Here is a 17,977-nt window from a genome sequence, read left to right as displayed (position 1 = left end):
TGGGCGTGCTCTAGTAGGTGCTCAGCAGCCGGGCGAGCACCCGGGAGCCGAAGTGCAGGGCGCTGACCGGCACGCGTTCATCCACGCCGTGGAACATGCCGGTGAAGTCCAGTTCGGGCGGCAGCTGCAGCGGTGCGAACCCGTAGCCGGTGATGCCCAGGGTGGCCAGCCACTTGTTGTCGGTGCCGCCCGAGAGCATGTAGGGCAGCACCACCGCGTCCGGGTCCTCGGCCAGCAGCGCGGTGCCCATTGAATCCACCAGTTCCCCGGAGAAGGAGACCTCCAGGGAGGATTGTTCGTGGTCGACGTGCAGCTGGACGTTCTGCCCGGCCAGTTCGCGCAGCGTGGCCAGGGTCTGTTCGTGTTGCCCGGGCAGGGTGCGGGCGTCGATCAGCGCCTCGGCCTGTCCGGGGATGACGTTGTGCTTGTACCCGGCGGACAGTGCGGTCGGGTTCGCGGTGTTTTGCAAGGTGGCCCCGACAAAGCGGGAAACGTTGCCCATGGCCCGCAGCAGCGGGGCCGGATCGGCTTCATCGAAGCCCAGGCCGCTTAGTTCCCCGATCCGCTGCAGCAGCGCCCGGGTGGTGGGCGTGTAGGACAGCGGCCACCGGTGGGATCCGATGCGGGCCACGGCGGCGGCCAGCTCGGTAACCGCGTTCTGCGGGTTCAGCTGGGAGCCGTGTCCGGCGGTGCCGTGGGCGGTGAGCCGGGACCAGGCGATGCCCTTTTCCGCGGTCTGCAGCATGTAGGCCCGCTGGCCATTGATGTCCACCGAGAACCCCCCGACCTCGCTGATCGCCTCGGTGGCCCCGGCAAACAGTTCGGGATGGTGCGTCACCATCCACCCGGCCCCGTAATCACCGCCGGCCTCCTCGTCGGCGAAGAACGCGATGACCAGGTCGCGGCGCGGGGTGATCCGCTCGCGCACCATGTGGCGGATCACCGCGATGATCATGGCGTCCATGTTCTTCATGTCCACCGCCCCGCGGCCCCAGATCATCCCGTCGATCAGCTCGGCGGCAAAGGGGTCCACGCTCCAGTCCTCGGCGATGGCCGGCACCACGTCCAGGTGCCCGTGCACCACCAGCGCCGGCAGGTCCGGGTCGCTGCCGGCCAGTCGAGCCACGACGTTGGCTCGGCCGGGAGCCGATTCGTAGATCTTGGCGTCCAGGCCCACCTCGCGCAGCAGTTCGGCGACGTACTGGGCGGCCTGCAGCTCGCCCTGGCCCTTGTTGCCACCGTAGTTGGTGGTGTCGATGCGGATCAGTTCACGGCAGAACTCAACGGTTTCGGCTTCAAGCCGTTCCAGGGCCGGATCCTTGGGCATGGCCAATCTCCCTTGTGATGCTGGGTTTTGCGCTGCGGTGCGCTGACTTGTTCCCAGCCTAATCCGAAAGCGCGGCTTTCGCCCGCGCGCCGGTGTTAACGTCCTCGGCGCGGCGGGCCACCACAAATGGTGACCCGCCGCGCCGAGGATTCATCCGGGGTCCGCGCGGCGAAGCCGGCGGCCCGGGAGGGGCAAGGTGCTGTTACCAGCCCCAGTCCTCGTCTTCGGTGGCTTCGGCCTTGCCGATGACGTAGGAGGAGCCCGACCCGGAGAAGAAGTCGTGGTTCTCATCCGAGCCCGGGTTCAGGGAGGCCAGGATCGCCGGGGAGACGTTGGTCAGCTCGGCCGGGAACATGGCCTCGTAGCCCAGATTCATCAGCGCCTTGTTGCCGTTGTAGTGCAGGAACTTGATGACATCCTCGCTCCAGCCGATGTCGTCGTACAGGTCGTGGGTGTACTTGACCTCGTTTTCGTACAGCTCGTGCAGCAGTTCGAAGGTGAAGTTCTTCAGCTCATCGCGTTCGGCCTGCGGCAGCTGGTTCTGGTCCATGGCACGCTGGTTCTTCAGCCCAATGTAGTAGCCGTGGATGGCCTCGTCGCGGATGATCAGGCGGATCAGGTCGGCACTGTTGGTCAGCTTGGACATGGTGGCCCAGCGCAGCGGGGTGTAGAACCCGGAGTAGAACAGGAAGGACTCCAGCATGGTGGAGGCGATCTTCTTCTTGTAGGGGTTGGTGCCGTCGTAGTACGAGCGGACGATGTTGCCCTTGTTCTGCAGCTCGTGGTTTTCCTCCGACCAGCGGAAGGCCTCATCGATTTCGCGCGAGGAGCACAGGGTGGAGAAGATCGAGGAGTAGCTCTTGGCGTGCACGGATTCCATGAACGCGAAGTTCGTGTAAACCGCTTCCTCGTGCGGGGTCAGCGCATCCGGGATCAGCGAGACGGCGCCGATGGTGCCCTGCAGCGTGTCCAGGTAGGTCAGCCCGGTGAGCACGCGCATGGTCATCTGCTTCTCCCCGCCGCTCAGGGTCGCCCAGGACTGGATGTCATTGGACAGCGGCACCTTCTCGGGCAGCCAGAAGTTGGCGGTGACGCGGTTCCAGATTTCCACGTCCTTCTCATCCTCGATGCGGTTCCAGTTGATCGCCTTGATCGGGGTGGTGGCAACGCTCACTTGGCTCTCTCCCTGTGTCACGGTGTGGGTTGCATGCCTTCGGGCATGCCTTGGTCTTCGGCCCAGGCGCAACGCCTGGGGGGGCAGCCGTGCCCGGCGCGCCGGGCTGCTGCGGTGGTTGCGGGCGCGTCGCATTGACGGTCGCCAGACTTTGAAGCTTGGGGTGGCCCACCTGCTGTTGCGCTCCGTCGTGGTTCGTTCGGGCGCCCGGTGTTCCTGTCCCCCACCTTACCCAATCGGCCGCCAAACAAAATGCCCGCCCGTGCCCCGCGCGGTCGTTGCGCGAAACTCCTGACGCGCCCCGGCGCGGCCTCCGCGGGAACCCGTGTCCGGATGCCCGGAACCGATGCCGCAAGGATCACATTTTGCCTTCGACATGCTTCCGCCACGAGGGCGGGACGGCACGCCGGGATTCGGAGTCACGAATACTGGTTGTGCGGTGTCTCACACACTAGGTTTGAACCATCGGCTGATCTGCCGCCCTGGCCTGCGCCGCAGGTGTCGGGGCACCAGCCGGAGCTGACGATGTTCACGACGACTAAGGATTGATGACGTCATGTCCGAAGAGAATCAACCGGCGATCCCCGAGCGGGACCGGGAGACCGGGCTGGACTCCGGTGCGCCCCCGAAATGGAAGATCGTCGGCCCCGGCCTGGTGGTGGCCGCCACCGGTGTGGGCGCCGCGGACATGGTCGCCACCCTCGTGGCCGGCAGCCGCTACGGCTATGCACTGCTGTGGGCGGTGGTGCTCGGTGTGATCCTGAAGATCATCCTGGTCGAGGGTGCCGGACGATTCACCCTGGCCACCGGCAAGACCATCTTCGAGGGCTGGCGCTCCCTGGGCAGGTGGACCACCTGGTACTTCGGGCCCTACATCGTCATCTGGGGTTTTGTGTACGGGGCGACGGCCATGAGCTCCGCGGCGATGCCGTTGGCGGCGCTGTTCCCGGCCGTGGACTTGAAGATCTGGGCGATCTTCATGGGACTGGCCGGCTTTGCCATGGTGTGGTTCGGGCATTACGCGTTCTTTGAGAAGGTCACCGCCGTGCTGGTGGGCCTGATGTTCATCACCGTGGTGGGTCTGGCGATCATTGCGGTGCCGAACGTTCCGCAGATGTTCGTCGGGCTGGTCCCGATGATCCCCGAGGGCGGCGTGGTCTACACCCTGGCCCTGGCCGGCGGCGTGGGCGGCACCATCACCCTGGCCGCCTACGGCTACTGGCTGCGCGAAAAGGGCTGGTACACCCCGAAGTGGATGCGCGTGATGCGGATCGACAACTCGATGGCGTACGTGATCACCGGCATCTTCGTGATCGCCATGCTGGTGGTCGGCGCCGAGGTGGTGCGTTCGGCCGGGGTGGCGCTCTCCGCCGGTGACGCCGGGCTGCTGGACCTGACCGACGTGCTGCAGGAACGCTACGGCGACGTGGTGGGCATCGGATTCCTGGTCGGCTTCTGGGCCGCGTCCTTCTCCTCGATCATCGGCGTGTGGAACGGCGTCTCGCTGATGTTCGCCGACTTCTGGGGCAACATCCGCGGCAAGGGATCGGGACACGAGGACACCCGCGTGGGCGGCAAGTACTTCAGGTTCTATGTGCTGTGGCTGACCTTCCCGCCGATGCTGCTGTTCCTGTTGGACCGCCCGATCGCGCTGATCCTGGCCTATGGTGTGCTCGGTTCGCTGTTCATGCCGTTCCTGGCCTTGACCCTGCTGGGTCTGCTCAACGGCAAACGCACTCCGGAGCAGTGGCGCAACAAGTGGCACACGAACATTGCGCTGGGCATCACCGCTGCCCTGTTCCTGGCCCTGGGAGTCAACGAACTGGTCAAGGCCCTGGCGCCGGTCTTTGGCGGCTAGCGCTTCCGGGGCGATGGCCACCGATTCCACACTGCCCCGCACCGCTGCCGGTGCGGGGCAGTATGCTTCATTCACATTGCTCCACCACCGCCCAATGGGCACGAGCGCCCGCGCGTGTGATGGGATGCTGGAGGACAGGAATTATCCACCCGCAGTGAAGGAGGCCTGATGAGCGAGAAGCCCACGGGGGAATCAGGGGCGCCCAGCACACGCATCGGCGTGCTGGGCGCCGGAAGGGCCGGGACCTCCCTGGCCAGGGCGGCCGCCTCGGCCGGCATCGGCGTGAACATCGCCGCTTCCCGGCCACCGCGCATGCTGAAGTACCACCTGGCGCAATACGCCCCGCAGGCCACGGCCGTGCCGGCCGAGCAGATTGCCGACGGGGTGGATCTGGTGGTGCTCATGGTGCCGCAGGAGGAACTGGACGAGGTGGACCCGAATACCCTGGCCGGAACCATCCTGGTGGACGCCACCAACCGCTGGGAAGACGAGCCGCTGCCGGACTGGTTCCAGCGCGCACTGGAGGCCGGGCTCTCCAGCTCCGAGGCGATTGCCGCACACTTCGCGAGCACCCGGGTGGTGAAGGCGTTGAACCACATCAGCCACTGGGACCTGGACACCAGCGGGCGGCGCAAGCAGAGCCAGCGCCGGGGCCTGGCGGTGGCCTCGGACCACCGCCGGGAGGCGGCCGTGGTCGCCAGGCTCATCGACGCCCTGGGTTTTGAGCCGGTGATCCTGGCCAGCCTCGGCCAGGGGCGCGGCATGGAGCCGGACGGTCCGATCTTCAACGAAGTGCTCGGCGCCCAAGAGCTGTCCCGGCTGCTGCCGGACAATTGAGAAGCGCGAATCCTGAGCCGGACAGCGCGCAGGGGCTAGAGTGTGATCCTTGGCACCCGGAGTAAGACAGTGACATGCTTTGCCGTGATCAGTCCGCCTTTTGGCGCGGAATGGCGCAGGTTTCGCCGGCGCTTGGGCCGAATTGGAAATCGGCTTAAACTGGTGCTAAAGTTTTACTTCGTTGCTTGCGATAACAACGCAGACAACGAGTACCTGCGCGGGTGGCGGAATAGGTAGACGCGCTAGCTTGAGGTGCTAGTCCTCGTTTAGAGGGTGGGGGTTCAAGTCCCCCTTCGCGCACGCAGGAGATCCCCGGTTGGCTTCGGCCAGCCGGGGATTTGGGCTATAGGCAATAAAGTGTGTCTGGCCCGGGCGTGTTCCAAGGCCAGACACCTTCAAGACCAGTGACTAGTAGCTGTTTCGAATCCAGCCTCTTCTGATGAACTGTCCATCTTCGGTACTAGCGCCGGTGCCATAAAGCTCCGGGCCGATTGGCTCGTCATCTGACACTTGCTCAGCTGCCTTCTTTGCTTCTGGAGAGAAGTGCTCCGGCCGTAAAAGCTCTCCCAACGCAGGGCGATTCGCCTCATCGGTGTGCGTCCAGCAGAACCACTCGCATGCTCGTCTTCGATGCTCGACCGGCATCCCGCGATGATGAAAGATCATGGCTCGGATCCCGGAGTTCACCGCGCCTTCAATCATGTTCGTCGTCGCGTTGATCCCCAGACCTTTTAGGTCCTTGTTCAAGTACGTGAACAAGTGACCGCGCTGCATTGCTTTCCTCATGGACTCGTAGGCGCTTCGTAGCCGTTCATGGGTGTACCACCACTTCCGGGTGCCATGAACACCTTGCGGTCTGGCACCGGGCCAGTCAGCAGCGTAGGTCTTCTCATTGATCAGGTTCTGGTTCTCTGCATGCCAGGCAGCGAAAGCGGCCATCCATTCTGTCGCGGCTTCCTGCGTCTGGATTTTCGTGAGTTTCAAGCTTAGACGCCGCAGCGATTTACCAGCCTGCAACCGAGGATTCATCGTCAGGTAGGTGCGAACGTTGCGCTGGATATGGACCAAGCAGCGTTGGATCTTCACATTAGGCCAGAGCTTTTTCAACGCTTTCATCAGTCCTGATCCGCCATCAGTCAGCACGACTTTCGGCTCGGGAAAATGCTCCAACAAAGCGATCCATGCCACGGCTTTTTCACGGTCGCACCACTGCCATCCGATAACGCTTCCGTTAGCGATAGCGATCAGCAGGCACCAGCCTGGACGGATATAGATACCGTCGACTTGGACTTCATTGAAAACTTCACCAGTTCGCGGTAAATAGGGTTCGACGTTCCAGCACCAAGCGGTCTGGTAGCGGAAAGTCCGGCCAGTGCCTCCGCCGAATTCGGCTTGAGAAAGCTTGCTCATGAGCCAACCGACGAAGCCAGTGAGTTGGTTGCGAGCTGTGGTGTCAGCTCGCTGGAAAGTGGTGCTCGAATTGCAGTTCTTGCATCGCCAGCGTTGGGTTCCTTTGGATGTCGTGCCGTTCTTTTTCATGGGTGAATGGCAGATAATACAAGTATGGGATTGTCCAGTAAGCTTCACACTTATGGATTGAATACCCATGTGAACCTTGATCCTGTCCCGGCTTTCCGGGGCAGGACCAGGTTTTCAGACACACTTTATTGCCTATAGGCCGGGATTTTGCATTCCTAGGGCGTGGCGCGGCCTGATTGATAGCATCAAGTCGCCCCTGCCGCCGACCTCTTCCAGGAACTTTCCCATGCGCATCGCCATGCTTTCCCTGCACACCTCCCCCATGGAGCAGCCCGGGGCCGGGGACGCGGGAGGAATGAACGTCTACATCCGCAACCTGGCCTACGCGCTGTCCGAACTGGGCCACGACGTGCACCTGGTGACCCGCAGCGCTGAGCCCACGCGCACCGAGCAGGTCAAGGATCGGGTGTGGATGCACGAACTGCAGGTGGCTCCAGGACGGCGGGTTTCCAAGGACGGGCTGTATGGCCTGATCGATGAGGCCGCCGGGGCCCTGCGGGAGCATTTTCGCGACCTGCCGGTGGACGTGATCCACGCCCACTACTGGCTCTCCGGGATGCTGGGGCTGGAACTGGCCACCGCCTGGCACATCCCGCTGGTGGTCAGCCTGCACACCTCGGCGGCGGCGAAGGAAGCCGAATCCGGGATCGCCGAACCGGCCGCACGCAAGGAAGGTGAACGGCACCTGCTGGCCGCCGCCCAGCGCGTCATTGCCAACACGCCGGTGGAGGCCGAACAGCTGCGCCGGCACTACCGGGTGCCGCAGGACAAGCTGGACGTGGTGCTGCCCGGGGTGGAGCACAAGGTCTTCCACCCGCCGCATGCCGGGTCCGACGCCGGCCGCGCGCGGAGCAAACCCGCCCGGGGCAGCGACCTGCACGTGGTCTACGCCGGCAGGATGCAGCGGCTGAAGGGCGCCCACCTGCTGCTGCAGGCCATCGCCAGGGCCCGGCAGCTGGACCCGGGCGTGCGGATCACCGCCGAGCTGTACGGGGCACGCTCCGGTGCGGACGACTATGATCCGCGGGCCATCGCGACCCGGCTTGCGCTGGATGCGGTGGTGCACCTGGCCGGACCGCTGCCGCCGCGCGAACTGGCCGCGGCGTTCGCCGCCGCGGACCTGGTGGCCGTGCCCTCACTGTCCGAGACGTTCGGGCTGGTGGCCGCCGAGGCCCAGGCCTGCGGCACGCCGGTGATCGCCAACCGGGTCGGGGGCCTGAACTATTCGGTGGCCGACGGCGTCTCGGGCTGGCTCATCCCCGAACCGGAGCCCGAGGCGTGGGCGCGGCAACTGCTCACCCTGGCCCGGGATCCGCAGCTGCTGGCCTCCGCCCGCGCCGCGGCGCTGGCGCACAGTGCCCGGTTCACCTGGCAGCATGCCGCGCAGCAGTCGCTACAGGCCTACCGCCGGGCCGGGCAGGCGGCCACGGCCTAGCGACGGGAGGAACAGGGCGAACCAACACGAACGGCGGCCGGAGCACCAAAGCGTGTTCCGGCCGCCGTCGACGTTCCCGCGGGGTAAGGCTAATCCAGCAGTTCCAGCTCCAGCTCGAAATTGGGCTTGAGCTTGCGCGGGTTCCAGGCGGTCACCTCGTAGTCCCGGCCCTCCTGCTCATAGGCCAGGTGCACGGTGCCCGGCAGCAGCACCGGGGTCTTGAACTCGATCTCCCATTCGTAGCCCACGCCCACCGGTTCAATCTCCGCCAGCGCGCGCGCCGCCAGGTAGATGCCGTGGGCGATGGCCCGGGGCATGCCCAGCACCTTGGCCGACACCTTGGACAGGTGGATCGGGTTGTAGTCCCCGGCCACCGCGGCCCAGGCCCGGCCGGTGTCCGCCCCCAGCTTCCACACGGCGGTAGCCTGCGGGGGGTGGAAGTCCGAGCGCGCGTCCTTCTCCGGCTTCGGGCCATCGAGCTTCACGCCCTTGGACAGGAAGGTGCTGCGCAGCACCATCCGCTCCTCGCCCTCGGTGGAGATGCGCACCACCAGGTCGCAGGTCGCGCCCTTGGCGTGCTTGGCCAGCTGCTCGGCGTTGACCGCCACGTCGAACGCCTCCGCGTCGGCCAGCGGGCGGCGCACGGTGACCTCGTTGGTCAGGTGGATCATCCCCAGCAGCGGCAGCGGGAAGTCTTCGCGCACCATCAGGGACATCGCCAGCGGGAAGGCCAGCGAATGCACGTAGAGGCTGGGCAGCTGGCCGTTCATGCGCGCGCCCACGGCGCGGCGGAATTCGGCCAGCTTCTGTGCATCGGCCTGCGCCCCGTGCTTGACCAGGGTCAGCTCGGGCAGCACCGGGTTCTTGGCCTTGCGCCCCAGGGTCTTGACCGTCCGGGCGTAGACCTGGCCCATGGTGGGCAGCTGGTCAACGATTTCGATACCCATCTCAGGCCCCCACCAGCGACTGGCCGCACACGCGCAGGGTCTGCCCGTTGATCGCGGCGCACGCGTCCCAGGAGAGGAAGCCGATGGTCTCGGCCACGTCCAGCGGCAGCCCGCCCTGCATCAGCGAGGGCATCACCATGCGGGCCACGGTGCGGGTGCCCAGCGGGATCTTGGCGGTCATGTCGGTTTCAATGAATCCGGGGGCCACCGCGTTGATGGTCCCGCCGTGGGCGGCGAAGTCCGCGGCGCTGGCGCGCACCATGCCGATCACCCCGCCCTTGGAGGCGGCGTAGTTCGTCTGCCCGCGGTTGCCGGCGATCCCGGAAGTGGAGGCCAGGGACACCACGCGCAGCCCGGGCAGGTCCGCGGCCAGCAGCTGCTCGTTCATCCGCAGCTGGGAGGCGATGTTCACCGCGATGACCGAATCCCAGCGGGAGGCGTCCATGTTGGCCAGCAGCTTGTCCCGGGTGATCCCGGCGTTGTGCACCACCAGGTCCAGCCGGCCGTGGCGCTGGCGGGCGTGTTCGATGATCCGCTGCCCGGCGTCCTGGGCGGTGACATCCAGCTGCAGGGCGGTGCCGCCGACCTCGTTGGCGACCTTGCTCAGCGCATCCCCGGCCCCGGGCATGTCGACCACCACGACCGCGGCCCCGTCCCGGGCCAGGGTGCGGGCGATCGCCGCGCCGATGCCGCGGGCCGCGCCGGTGACCACCGCGACCTTTCCGGCCAGCGGCGCGTCGAAGCTTTCGGGCAGTTCGCCTTCGTTGCCGGTGACCTCCAGGAACTGGCCGTCCACGTAGGCGCTGCGCCCGGAGAGGAAGAAGTGCAGGGCCGCCAGCGAGCTGGGGCTTGCCAGGGTCGCGTCCCCGGCCAGCAGGATGCCGTTGGCGGTGGCGCCATTGCGCAGTTCGCGGCCCAGCGAGCGGATGGTGCCGTCAATGCCCTGGCGCACGGCGGCCACGGCCGGCTCATCCTCGGCCCGCGCGCGGCGGGAGAAGGAGACCACCCGGGCGCCGGGCACCAGCTGGCGCACCTCGGCGCCGGCCTTGAGCATCAGCGGGGAGAGCTGATCGGGGTGGGTGAGCTCATCGAGCAGCAGGATCAGCCCGCCCAGCTTCGCTCCCCCGGCGTCGTGGCGGCGCACATCCAGTCCCCACTGCACCAGGGTGTCGGCCAGCTGCTGGGCGGTGGGCGAATCGCCCAGGATCAGCAGCGGGCCGGGCAGCAGCGGGGTCTGGGTGGACCAGCGGCGCAGCCGGGCCGGTTGCGGTAGGCCCAGCTTCTTGGCCAGGGTGCGGGTAAAACCGGTGTTGACCAGTTCCAGGTACTTGTCTGCCATTAGTTGCGTGCCTCCAAAATCGCTACGACTCCCTGCCCGCCGGCGGCGCACACGGAGATCAGTCCACGTCCCGAGCCCTTCTCATGCAGCATCTTGGCCAGCGTCGCCACGATTCGTCCGCCGGTGGCGGCGAACGGGTGGCCGGCGGCCAGCGAGGACCCGTTGACGTTCAGCTTACTGCGGTCGATGGCGCCCAGCGGGGCATCCAGGCCGAGCTTTTCGCGGCAGAATTCCTCGTCCTCCCACGCCGCCAGCGTGGAGAGCACGGTGCCGGCGAACGCCTCGTGGATTTCGTAGAAGTCAAAGTCCTGCAGGGTCAGGTTGTTGCGCTTCAGGATCCGGGCGACCGCGTAGGCCGGGGCCATCAGTAGGCCCTCCGCACCGTGCACGAAGTCCACCGCGCCGGCCTCGGAGTCCACGAAGTTCGCCAGCATCGGCAGGTTGTTGGTCTTGGCGTATTCCTCGCTGCCCAAGAGCACCGTGGAGGCCCCGTCGGTCAGCGGGGTGGAGTTGCCCGCGGTCATGGTCGCCTCATCGCCCAGCGACTTGCCGAAGGCCGGCTTCAGGCTGCCCAGCTTTTCCAGGCTGGAGTCCGGGCGCAGGTTGTTGTCCCGGCTAAGGCCGTTGAAGCTGGTCATCAGGTCATCGAAGAACCCGCGCTCGTAGGCGGCGGCCAGGTTCTGGTGGCTGGCCAGGGCCAGCTCATCCTGCGCCTGGCGGGTGATGCCCCAGGCGTGGGTGGTCTTGGCCTGGTGCTCGCCCATCGACAGCCCGGTGCGCGGCTCCCCGGTGCCCGGGGCGTTCGGGGCCAGGTGGGCCGGGCGCAGCTTGGACAGCGCGGAGAGCTTGGCCTTGGTGGTGCGGGCGCGGGAGAGCTCCAGCAGCACCTGGCGCAGCCCCTCGGAGACCGCGATCGGCGCGTCGCTGGTGGTGTCCACGCCGCCGCCGATGGCCGAGTCGAGCTGGCCGAGCTTGATCTTGTTGGCCAGCGAGCCGATGGCCTCCATGCCGGTGGCGCAGGCCATCTGCACGTCGTAGGCCGGGGTGCTGGGATCCAGGGCGGAGCCCAGCACGCATTCGCGGATCAGGTTGAAGTCCTTGGAGTGCTTGAGCACCGCGCCGCCGGCGACCGAGCCGATCCGCTGGCCCTGCAGCCCGAAGCGGGCCACCAGCCCGTCAAGGGCGGCGGTGAACATGTCCTGGTTGGAGGCTTGCGCGTACTTGGTGTTCGAGCGGGCGAAGGGGATGCGGTTGCCGCCAATGATCACGGCCGGGCGGACGGATTCTGAAGCCATTGAGATTCTCCTGGAGATCTGACTGCTGTGACAGGTATTACTATAACCAAGAGTACATGATACTGTAAGTAACGTGAACAACATCTCAGGGAGCACCAGCACCACCCAGGACGGCCGCGCGGCGCGGTGGGAACGCCACCGCACCGAACGCCGCCTGGAACTGCTGAGCATGGCCCGCAAGGCGATCCACCACCTGGGCCCGCAGGCCTCGATGGATGACATCGCCGCGCACGGGAACACCAGCAAGCCGGTGTACTACCGGTACTTCGGTGACAAGGAGGGGCTGCGCCAGGCCTTGAGCGAAGTCATCATCGGCGACTTCCACGCCAAGGTGCTCGCCGCGGGATTGGCGCAGGAGGCCGAACTCGGTGCCCTGCACGCCATGGTCACCGCCTACCTGCAGCTGGCCGAATCCAGCCCGAACCTCTACTTCTTCGTCACCGCCCAGTCCACCGACGTGCTCACCGCCCCGAACGAGCAGGCCCCCGGATCCACCGGGGTGCTCAACGCCTTCTTCGAGGAAATCACCCGGATCATGACCGAACGCGTGGCCGACTACTACGCCAAGCACTCCCCGGACCCCGGACCGAGCGGCAGCCCCGTGGCACTGTGGCCACGCGCGGCGCTGGGCATGGTCCGCTCCGCCGGGGAACTGTGGCTGCGCCAGCCGCGCGACGAACACCGACCCACCCTGGAAGAACTTGCCGATGCCCTGTGCACCTGGCTCACCCATGGAATCGCATCACCCCACACCGGCGCCTAGGCTGCCAGAAAGGTACACCATGAACCCGAACCGCATTGATGTCACCGCCCTTTCCGAGCAGCTGCTGGGAACCTGGGCACAGGTCCGCAAGGACTCGCGAGCCCGCGCCGCACGCCCCGAGCTGCAGCGCGACCCCTCGCTGGGCATGGACGAGCACCGCGAACGCGTGCTCTCCCAGCTGCACGTGCTGACCAATGAACGCGCCGTGCAGCGCGCCTTCCCCGCCGAGTTCGGGGGCAACGACGACCACGGCGGCTCGCTGGCCGCCTTCGAGGAACTGGTCGCGGCCGACCCCTCGCTGCAGATCAAGGCGGGCGTGCAGTGGGGCCTGTTCGGCGGGGCGGTGCTGCACCTGGGCACCGAGGAGCACCACAAGAAGTGGCTGCCGGGCATCCTGGACTTCAGCGTCCCGGGCGCCTTCGCGATGACCGAGATCGGCCACGGATCGGATGTGGCCAACGTGGCCACCACCGCCACCTATGACCCGCAGACCGAGGAATTCGTCATCCACACCCCGTTCAAGGCCGCCTGGAAGGAATTCCTGGGCAACGCCGCGCTGCACGGCAAGGACGCCACCGTCTTCGCGCAGCTGATCACCAAGGGCGTGAACCACGGGGTGCACTGCTTCTACGTGCCGATCCGCGACGAGCAGGGCAACTTCCTGGAAGGCGTGGGCGGTGAGGACGACGGGTTGAAGGGCGGACTGAACGGCATCGACAACGGCCGCCTGCACTTCACCCACGTGCGCGTCCCGCGCACCAACCTGCTTAACCGCTACGGGGATGTGGCCGCCGACGGCACCTACAGCTCCCCGATCGCCTCCCCGGGCCGACGCTTCTTCACCATGCTCGGCACCCTGGTCCAGGGCCGGGTCTCGCTGGACGGGGCCGCAACCAGCGCGGCGAAGATCGCCCTGCAGATCGCCATCACCTACGCGAACCAGCGCCGCCAGTTCACCAGCACCTCGGACACCGAGGAAACCACCATCCTGGACTACCAGCGCCACCAGCGCCGCCTGCTGCCGCGCCTGGCCCGCACCTACGCCGCATCCTTCGCCCACGATGAGCTGCTGACCAAGTTCGACGAGGTCTTCTCCGGGCGCGCGGACAGCGACGAGGACCGCCAGGACCTGGAAACCCTGGCCGCCGGGCTGAAGTCCCTGAGCACCTGGGATGCGCTGGACACCATCCAGGAGGCCCGCGAGGCCTGCGGCGGCTCGGGCTACATGGCCAAGAACCGCTTCAACCAGCTATACAGCGACCTGGATGTCTACGTCACCTTCGAGGGCGACAACAACGTGCTGCTGCAGCTGGTCGGCAAGCGCCTGCTGACCGACTACGCCGCCGAGTTCCGCAAGCTGGACACCGGCGCCGTCGCCCGCTACGTCGCCAAGCAGGTCGGCTCCACCGCCTACCACCGCACCGGGCTGCGTTCGGTGGCCCAGGCCTTCGCCGACGTCAGCGACGAACGCAAGAGCGCGAACTTCTTCAAGGACCCGGCCAACCAGCGCGAGCTGCTGGCCGACCGGGTCAACGCCATGGTCGCCGAGGTGGCCGGGAACCTGCGCAGCGCCGGGAAGGACAAGGCCCGCACCGCGGCCAAGTTCAACGAGAACCAGGACATGCTGATCCAGGCGGCCCGCGCCCACGCCGAGCTGCTGCGCTGGGAGGCCTTCACCCGGGCGCTGGAGAAGACCAAGGACGAGAACACCCGCGAGGTGCTCACCTGGTTGCGCGACGTGTTCGCCCTGACCGTCGTCGAGGATGACCTGGGCTGGTACCTGGCCCACGGCCGCCTGTCGATGCAGCGGGCCCGCACCCTGCCGGAGTACATCAACCGCCTGCTGGCCCGCCTGCGCCCGCACGCCCAGGACCTGGTCGACGCGTTTGGCTACACCCAGGAGCACCTGCGCGCGGAGATCGCCTCCGGCGTGGAGGCCGAACGCCAGGACGAGGCCCGCGACTACTTCCGCAAGCTGCGCGCCAGCAATGACGCGCCGGTCAGCGAGAAGTCGCTGAAGAAGGTCAAGGCCTAACTCGACGGGGCGGACCCGTTCCGCCCCACACGCCCAGCCCCGGGCCGCGGCAGCTGTCTGAATACCGGCGGTCCGGGGCTGGGCTGTACCCCAAAAAGTGTGTCCAGGCCGGCTGCCGCAGGGGTACCGTTCAGTCCAGGCGCTGGGCCAGGGCGACGATGATGCCTTCCGGGCCGCGCACGTAGGCCATGCGCCACACCCCCTCGTATTCGCCGATCCCGCCGACCAGGCCGTAGCCAGCGGAGCGCAGCTGGTCGACCAGGGCCGGCAGGTCATCGACCACGAACGCCAGGCTGCGCAGCCCGACTTCGGTGGCCATCGCCTCCGGCTGCCCGGGTCCGTGGCCGGGGCGGATGAAGCTGGAGAGCTCGATCTGCTGCTCCGTGCCGGGCACGTTCAGCATCACGATGCGGGTGCGGGCATTGTGCAGTCCGCACACCGTATCCAGGAATTCGCCCTCCAGCCCGTCATGGCGTCCGGCCACTTCCAGGCCGAGTCCTAGGAAGAAATCAGTGGCCGTCTCCAGGTCGGCGACGGTGATTCCCACATGGTCGAGCTTGAGGATGCGTGGCATGTCTGGGCTCCTGACTGTTGGTGGTGCAGGCCCATGCTATGCAGGTTCCCGTGCCTTTGCACTGGCTTCACAGCCACCCGATCCGCGGCCGCGGAAAACGGCGGACATAATCACGGCCCGCACATTATCAAGGAAACGTTTCACAGCTAAGCTGGGGTGGTGGACACTCTTGAACGCTATGCACCGAATGAAAACCTGACCCGGGACGAAGCCGCCTGGCGGGCCCAGAACATCATCTGGCACTCCGCCGACGTCGAACTGGATGTCAGCAACGCCACCGATCCCAACCAGGGCAGCTACCGGTCGGTGACCACGCTGCGCTTCACCTCCAAGCACCCGCAGACCTTCATCGACTTCATCCACGACACCGTGGAGGAGATCAACGTCAACGGCACCATGATCGCCGTGGACGAGGCCGTTGTGGACGCGCGGATCTATCTTCAGGACCTGGACATCCAGGCCGTGAACACCGTGGTAATCACCGGACGCGCACTGTACTCGCGCTCCGGTGAGGGCATGCACCGCTTCGTGGATCCGCAGGACGGGCAGACCTACCTGTATACCCAGTTCGAGCCGGCCGACGCCCGCCGCGTCTTCGCCTGCTTTGAGCAGCCTGACTTGAAGACCTCCTACCGCTTCATCGTGCGCGGGCCGGAGGACTGGCACCTGGCCAGCAACCAGCCGGCCGAATCGCAGAACCTGCACGAGGACGGCACCAAGACCGTTACCTTCGCCCCCACTCCCCCGATTTCCAGCTACATCACCACCGTGCTGGCCGGGCCCTACCACGTGGTGCGTGACGAGCACACCGTGATGCTCTCCTCCGGCGAACCGCTGCGGATCGAACTGGCCGCCAGCTGCCGCGCCTCCCTGGCCGAGGACTTCGACGCCGAAGAGATCCTCAAGGTCACCAAGCAGGGCTTGACCTACTTCCACGAACTGTTCGACTACCCCTACCCGTGGGGCAAGTACGACTCGGCGTTCGTGCCCGAATACAATCTGGGAGCCATGGAGAACCCGGGCCTGGTCACCTTCACCGAACGCTGCGTCTTCACCTCCCACGCCACCGAGGCGCAGCACGAACAGCGCGCGAACACGATCATGCACGAGATGGCGCACATGTGGTTCGGCGACCTGGTCACCATGAAGTGGTGGGACGATCTGTGGCTGAAGGAATCCTTCGCCGACTACATCGGCACCCTGGCCAACGACCAGGCCACCGACTTCGCCACCGCCTGGACCACCTTCGCCGCCCGTCGCAAGGCCTGGGCGTACGTGGCCGACCAGATGCCCACCACGCACCCGATCGTTGCGGACATCACCGATCTGCAGGCGGCGGACCAGAACTTCGACGGCATCACCTACGCCAAGGGCGCCAGCGTGCTCAAGCAGCTGGCCGCGTTCGTTGGCGATGAGGCGTTCCGTGACGCCGCCCGCGCCTACTTCGTGAAGCACGAGTACGCCAACACCTCCCTGGATGACTTCCTGGCCGCGCTCGAGCAGGCCAGTGGCCGGAACATGGGCGACTGGGCCGACGCCTGGCTGCGCACCAGCGGCGTGCCACACCTCGGGGTCGAGCTAGAGCTGGACGCCCAGAACGTGGTCCGTTCGGCCGCGCTTGTCCAGCGGGGCACCGACCCGGTCTCCGGGGAGCCGATCCTGCGCCCGCACGTGCTCACCGTGGGCAGCTATGAACTGGAAGAGGGCCGGCTGGTGCGCCAGGACAGCCAGCGCGTGGAACTGAACGGTGAACGGGTGGAGCTGGAGTTCCTGGTCGGCCGCCCGGCCCCTGCGGTGCTGTTGCCCAATGACGGGGATGAAACCTACGCCATCATCGAATTTGATGAGCGCTCCCAGCAGAACCTGCTCCAGCACCTGGGCGGCCTAAACGCCTCACTGCCGCGCGCCACCTGCTGGGCCTCGCTGTGGGATGCGGTGCGCGGTGCCCGCCTGGCCGCGCAGGACTACGTCGCCGCGCTGCTGCAGCATGCGGCGACCGTCGAGGATGCCGGGGTGTTCGCGGTGCTGATGGACCAGCTGCTCACCTCGGTCAACCGCTACCTGGCCCCGCCCCTGCGTGAGGACGCCCGCCAGAAGGCGGCGACCGCACTCACCGGCTGGCTGACCCAGCTGGAGGCGGGCAGCGACAACCAGACCACCACGGCCCGCACCCTGGCCCGGTTGGCCCGCGCCGGGGTGGCTGAGGATGTTGTCGACGCATTCCTGGCCTCCGAGCCGAACCAGTACGGGGTCAAGGTCGATGAGCAGCTGCAGTGGTTGAGCTGGCAGGCGCTGGCTGCGGCCCGGGGCCTGGACGAGTCCGACGAGGTGCGCATGCGCGCCGCACTGGACGCCAACGCGACCTCGGTCGCCCAGAACGCGGTGCGTACCGCACTGGCGGCCCGCCCCGTTTCCGAAGTCAAGGAGCAGGCCTTCGCCCAAGTGCTCCAAGCCCGTGACCAGGACGGCGAGTTGTCCAACGATGCACTCAGCGCCACGGCCGAGGGCTTTACGATCGGTTCGCGTGAGCTGCTGGCCGGGTTTGAGGAACGCTACTGGCCGCAGATCTCCGAGGTGTTCGATTCCATGAGCATGGAGTTCTCCACCCGGGTGATCCGCGGGCTGTTCCCCCGCTCTCAGGAGTTGAGCGAGGAGCCGGACGACAACCCGGCCCTCAAGGCGGTCACCGAATGGCTGGAGAAGAATACCGAAGCACCACGGGCCCTGCGCCGGATCCTGCTCGAGGAGCGTGCCGAGCTGCAGCGTTCACTGGATGCCCAGAAGCTTTCGCGTCAGACCAAGTAACGCGAACGGCTAGTGCCGGAGCCTGTGGCCGTCCCGGGGGTGGGGCGGC

The 17,977-nt window shown here is 66.7% G+C and carries 13 protein-coding genes and 1 tRNA gene; 7 read left to right on the top strand and 7 right to left on the bottom strand.

From position 1 onward, the window contains the following. Window positions 1-10: 10 nt before the first annotated feature. Both AC6I21_RS07415 and nrdF read right to left on the bottom strand, forming a co-directional pair. Window positions 11-1,327: a M20/M25/M40 family metallo-hydrolase gene (locus AC6I21_RS07415; RefSeq protein ID WP_360029147.1), complete on the bottom strand. Its 1,317-nt coding sequence runs from the start codon at window positions 1,325-1,327 to the stop codon at window positions 11-13. Between the two features lie 202 nt (window positions 1,328-1,529). Then, a complete protein-coding gene (gene nrdF, locus AC6I21_RS07410) occupies window positions 1,530-2,636 on the bottom strand; it encodes a class 1b ribonucleoside-diphosphate reductase subunit beta (RefSeq protein WP_497763372.1) in 1,107 nt (368 codons plus the stop codon). A gap of 421 nt (window positions 2,637-3,057) precedes the next feature. Here nrdF and AC6I21_RS07405 point away from each other — a divergent pair, with 421 nt between their 5' ends. The 3 genes from AC6I21_RS07405 (at window position 3,058) to AC6I21_RS07395 (ending at window position 5,496) form a co-directional block, all read left to right on the top strand. Next, window positions 3,058-4,359 carry an Nramp family divalent metal transporter gene (locus tag AC6I21_RS07405; RefSeq protein ID WP_497763371.1) on the top strand — a complete coding sequence of 434 codons (1,302 nt, stop codon included), beginning with the start codon at window positions 3,058-3,060 and terminating at the stop codon, window positions 4,357-4,359. 168 nt (window positions 4,360-4,527) lie between these two features. After that, on the top strand, window positions 4,528-5,196 hold the full coding sequence (locus AC6I21_RS07400; protein WP_497763370.1) for an NADPH-dependent F420 reductase: 669 nt from the start codon (window positions 4,528-4,530) through the stop codon (window positions 5,194-5,196). Between the two features lie 215 nt (window positions 5,197-5,411). Beyond that, window positions 5,412-5,496: transfer RNA gene (locus AC6I21_RS07395), tRNA-Leu, on the top strand. 108 nt (window positions 5,497-5,604) lie between these two features. Here AC6I21_RS07395 and AC6I21_RS07390 read toward each other — a convergent pair. Further along, on the bottom strand, window positions 5,605-6,804 hold the full coding sequence (locus AC6I21_RS07390; RefSeq protein ID WP_497762869.1) for an IS1249 family transposase: 1,200 nt from the start codon (window positions 6,802-6,804) through the stop codon (window positions 5,605-5,607). A gap of 157 nt (window positions 6,805-6,961) precedes the next feature. Between AC6I21_RS07390 and AC6I21_RS07385 the strand changes: the two genes are divergently transcribed. After that, a complete protein-coding gene (locus AC6I21_RS07385) occupies window positions 6,962-8,170 on the top strand; it encodes a glycosyltransferase (protein ID WP_497763369.1) in 1,209 nt (402 codons plus the stop codon). A gap of 89 nt (window positions 8,171-8,259) precedes the next feature. Here AC6I21_RS07385 and AC6I21_RS07380 read toward each other — a convergent pair whose 3' ends face one another. From AC6I21_RS07380 to AC6I21_RS07370, 3 genes are read right to left on the bottom strand one after another with little or no spacing between them, the layout of a single operon-like run. Beyond that, a complete protein-coding gene (locus AC6I21_RS07380; RefSeq protein WP_497763368.1) occupies window positions 8,260-9,117 on the bottom strand; it encodes a MaoC family dehydratase in 858 nt (285 codons plus the stop codon). A 1-nt stretch (window position 9,118) separates the two neighbouring features. After that, window positions 9,119-10,456, bottom strand: coding sequence for a 3-oxoacyl-ACP reductase (locus tag AC6I21_RS07375; protein ID WP_497763367.1), 1,338 nt, complete (start codon window positions 10,454-10,456; stop codon window positions 9,119-9,121). Beyond that, window positions 10,456-11,751: an acetyl-CoA C-acetyltransferase gene (locus tag AC6I21_RS07370; protein ID WP_497763366.1), complete on the bottom strand. Its 1,296-nt coding sequence runs from the start codon at window positions 11,749-11,751 to the stop codon at window positions 10,456-10,458. Before AC6I21_RS07370 ends, AC6I21_RS07375 begins: the two co-directional genes overlap by 1 nt. A 73-nt stretch (window positions 11,752-11,824) precedes the next feature. Here AC6I21_RS07370 and AC6I21_RS07365 point away from each other — a divergent pair, with 73 nt between their 5' ends. Then, a complete protein-coding gene (locus tag AC6I21_RS07365; RefSeq protein WP_346922549.1) occupies window positions 11,825-12,514 on the top strand; it encodes a TetR/AcrR family transcriptional regulator in 690 nt (229 codons plus the stop codon). Then, window positions 12,483-14,549 (top strand): acyl-CoA dehydrogenase family protein, encoded by a 2,067-nt coding sequence (locus AC6I21_RS07360; RefSeq protein WP_497763365.1) that lies wholly within the window; start codon window positions 12,483-12,485, stop codon window positions 14,547-14,549. Before AC6I21_RS07365 ends, AC6I21_RS07360 begins: the two co-directional genes overlap by 32 nt. A 130-nt stretch (window positions 14,550-14,679) precedes the next feature. Here AC6I21_RS07360 and AC6I21_RS07355 read toward each other — a convergent pair whose 3' ends face one another. Beyond that, a complete protein-coding gene (locus AC6I21_RS07355) occupies window positions 14,680-15,123 on the bottom strand; it encodes a VOC family protein (protein WP_138173931.1) in 444 nt (147 codons plus the stop codon). Between the two features lie 159 nt (window positions 15,124-15,282). Here AC6I21_RS07355 and pepN point away from each other — a divergent pair, with 159 nt between their 5' ends. Further along, on the top strand, window positions 15,283-17,928 hold the full coding sequence (pepN, locus tag AC6I21_RS07350; RefSeq protein WP_497763364.1) for an aminopeptidase N: 2,646 nt from the start codon (window positions 15,283-15,285) through the stop codon (window positions 17,926-17,928). Window positions 17,929-17,977 lie beyond the last annotated feature (49 nt).

It is taken from the genome of Glutamicibacter sp. St.4D3, from assembly GCF_059728615.1.
Note: the sequence above shows the minus strand (reverse complement) of the source record. Positions and strands in the feature narration are given on the sequence as shown.

What these genes read in the sequence shown, in the direction of transcription:
- AC6I21_RS07415 (WP_360029147.1), bottom strand. Translation starts at nt 1,327, where the DNA reads ATGCCCAAGGATCCGGCCCTGGAACGGCTTGAAGCCGAAACCGTTGAG.
- nrdF (WP_497763372.1), bottom strand. Translation starts at nt 2,636, where the DNA reads ATGCGACGCGCCCGCAACCACCGCAGCAGCCCGGCGCGCCGGGCACGG.
- AC6I21_RS07405 (WP_497763371.1), top strand. Translation starts at nt 3,058, where the DNA reads ATGTCCGAAGAGAATCAACCGGCGATCCCCGAGCGGGACCGGGAGACC.
- AC6I21_RS07400 (WP_497763370.1), top strand. Translation starts at nt 4,528, where the DNA reads ATGAGCGAGAAGCCCACGGGGGAATCAGGGGCGCCCAGCACACGCATC.
- AC6I21_RS07390 (WP_497762869.1), bottom strand. Translation starts at nt 6,804, where the DNA reads ATGGGTATTCAATCCATAAGTGTGAAGCTTACTGGACAATCCCATACT.
- AC6I21_RS07385 (WP_497763369.1), top strand. Translation starts at nt 6,962, where the DNA reads ATGCGCATCGCCATGCTTTCCCTGCACACCTCCCCCATGGAGCAGCCC.
- AC6I21_RS07380 (WP_497763368.1), bottom strand. Translation starts at nt 9,117, where the DNA reads ATGGGTATCGAAATCGTTGACCAGCTGCCCACCATGGGCCAGGTCTAC.
- AC6I21_RS07375 (WP_497763367.1), bottom strand. Translation starts at nt 10,456, where the DNA reads ATGGCAGACAAGTACCTGGAACTGGTCAACACCGGTTTTACCCGCACC.
- AC6I21_RS07370 (WP_497763366.1), bottom strand. Translation starts at nt 11,751, where the DNA reads ATGGCTTCAGAATCCGTCCGCCCGGCCGTGATCATTGGCGGCAACCGC.
- AC6I21_RS07360 (WP_497763365.1), top strand. Translation starts at nt 12,483, where the DNA reads ATGGAATCGCATCACCCCACACCGGCGCCTAGGCTGCCAGAAAGGTAC.
- AC6I21_RS07355 (WP_138173931.1), bottom strand. Translation starts at nt 15,123, where the DNA reads ATGCCACGCATCCTCAAGCTCGACCATGTGGGAATCACCGTCGCCGAC.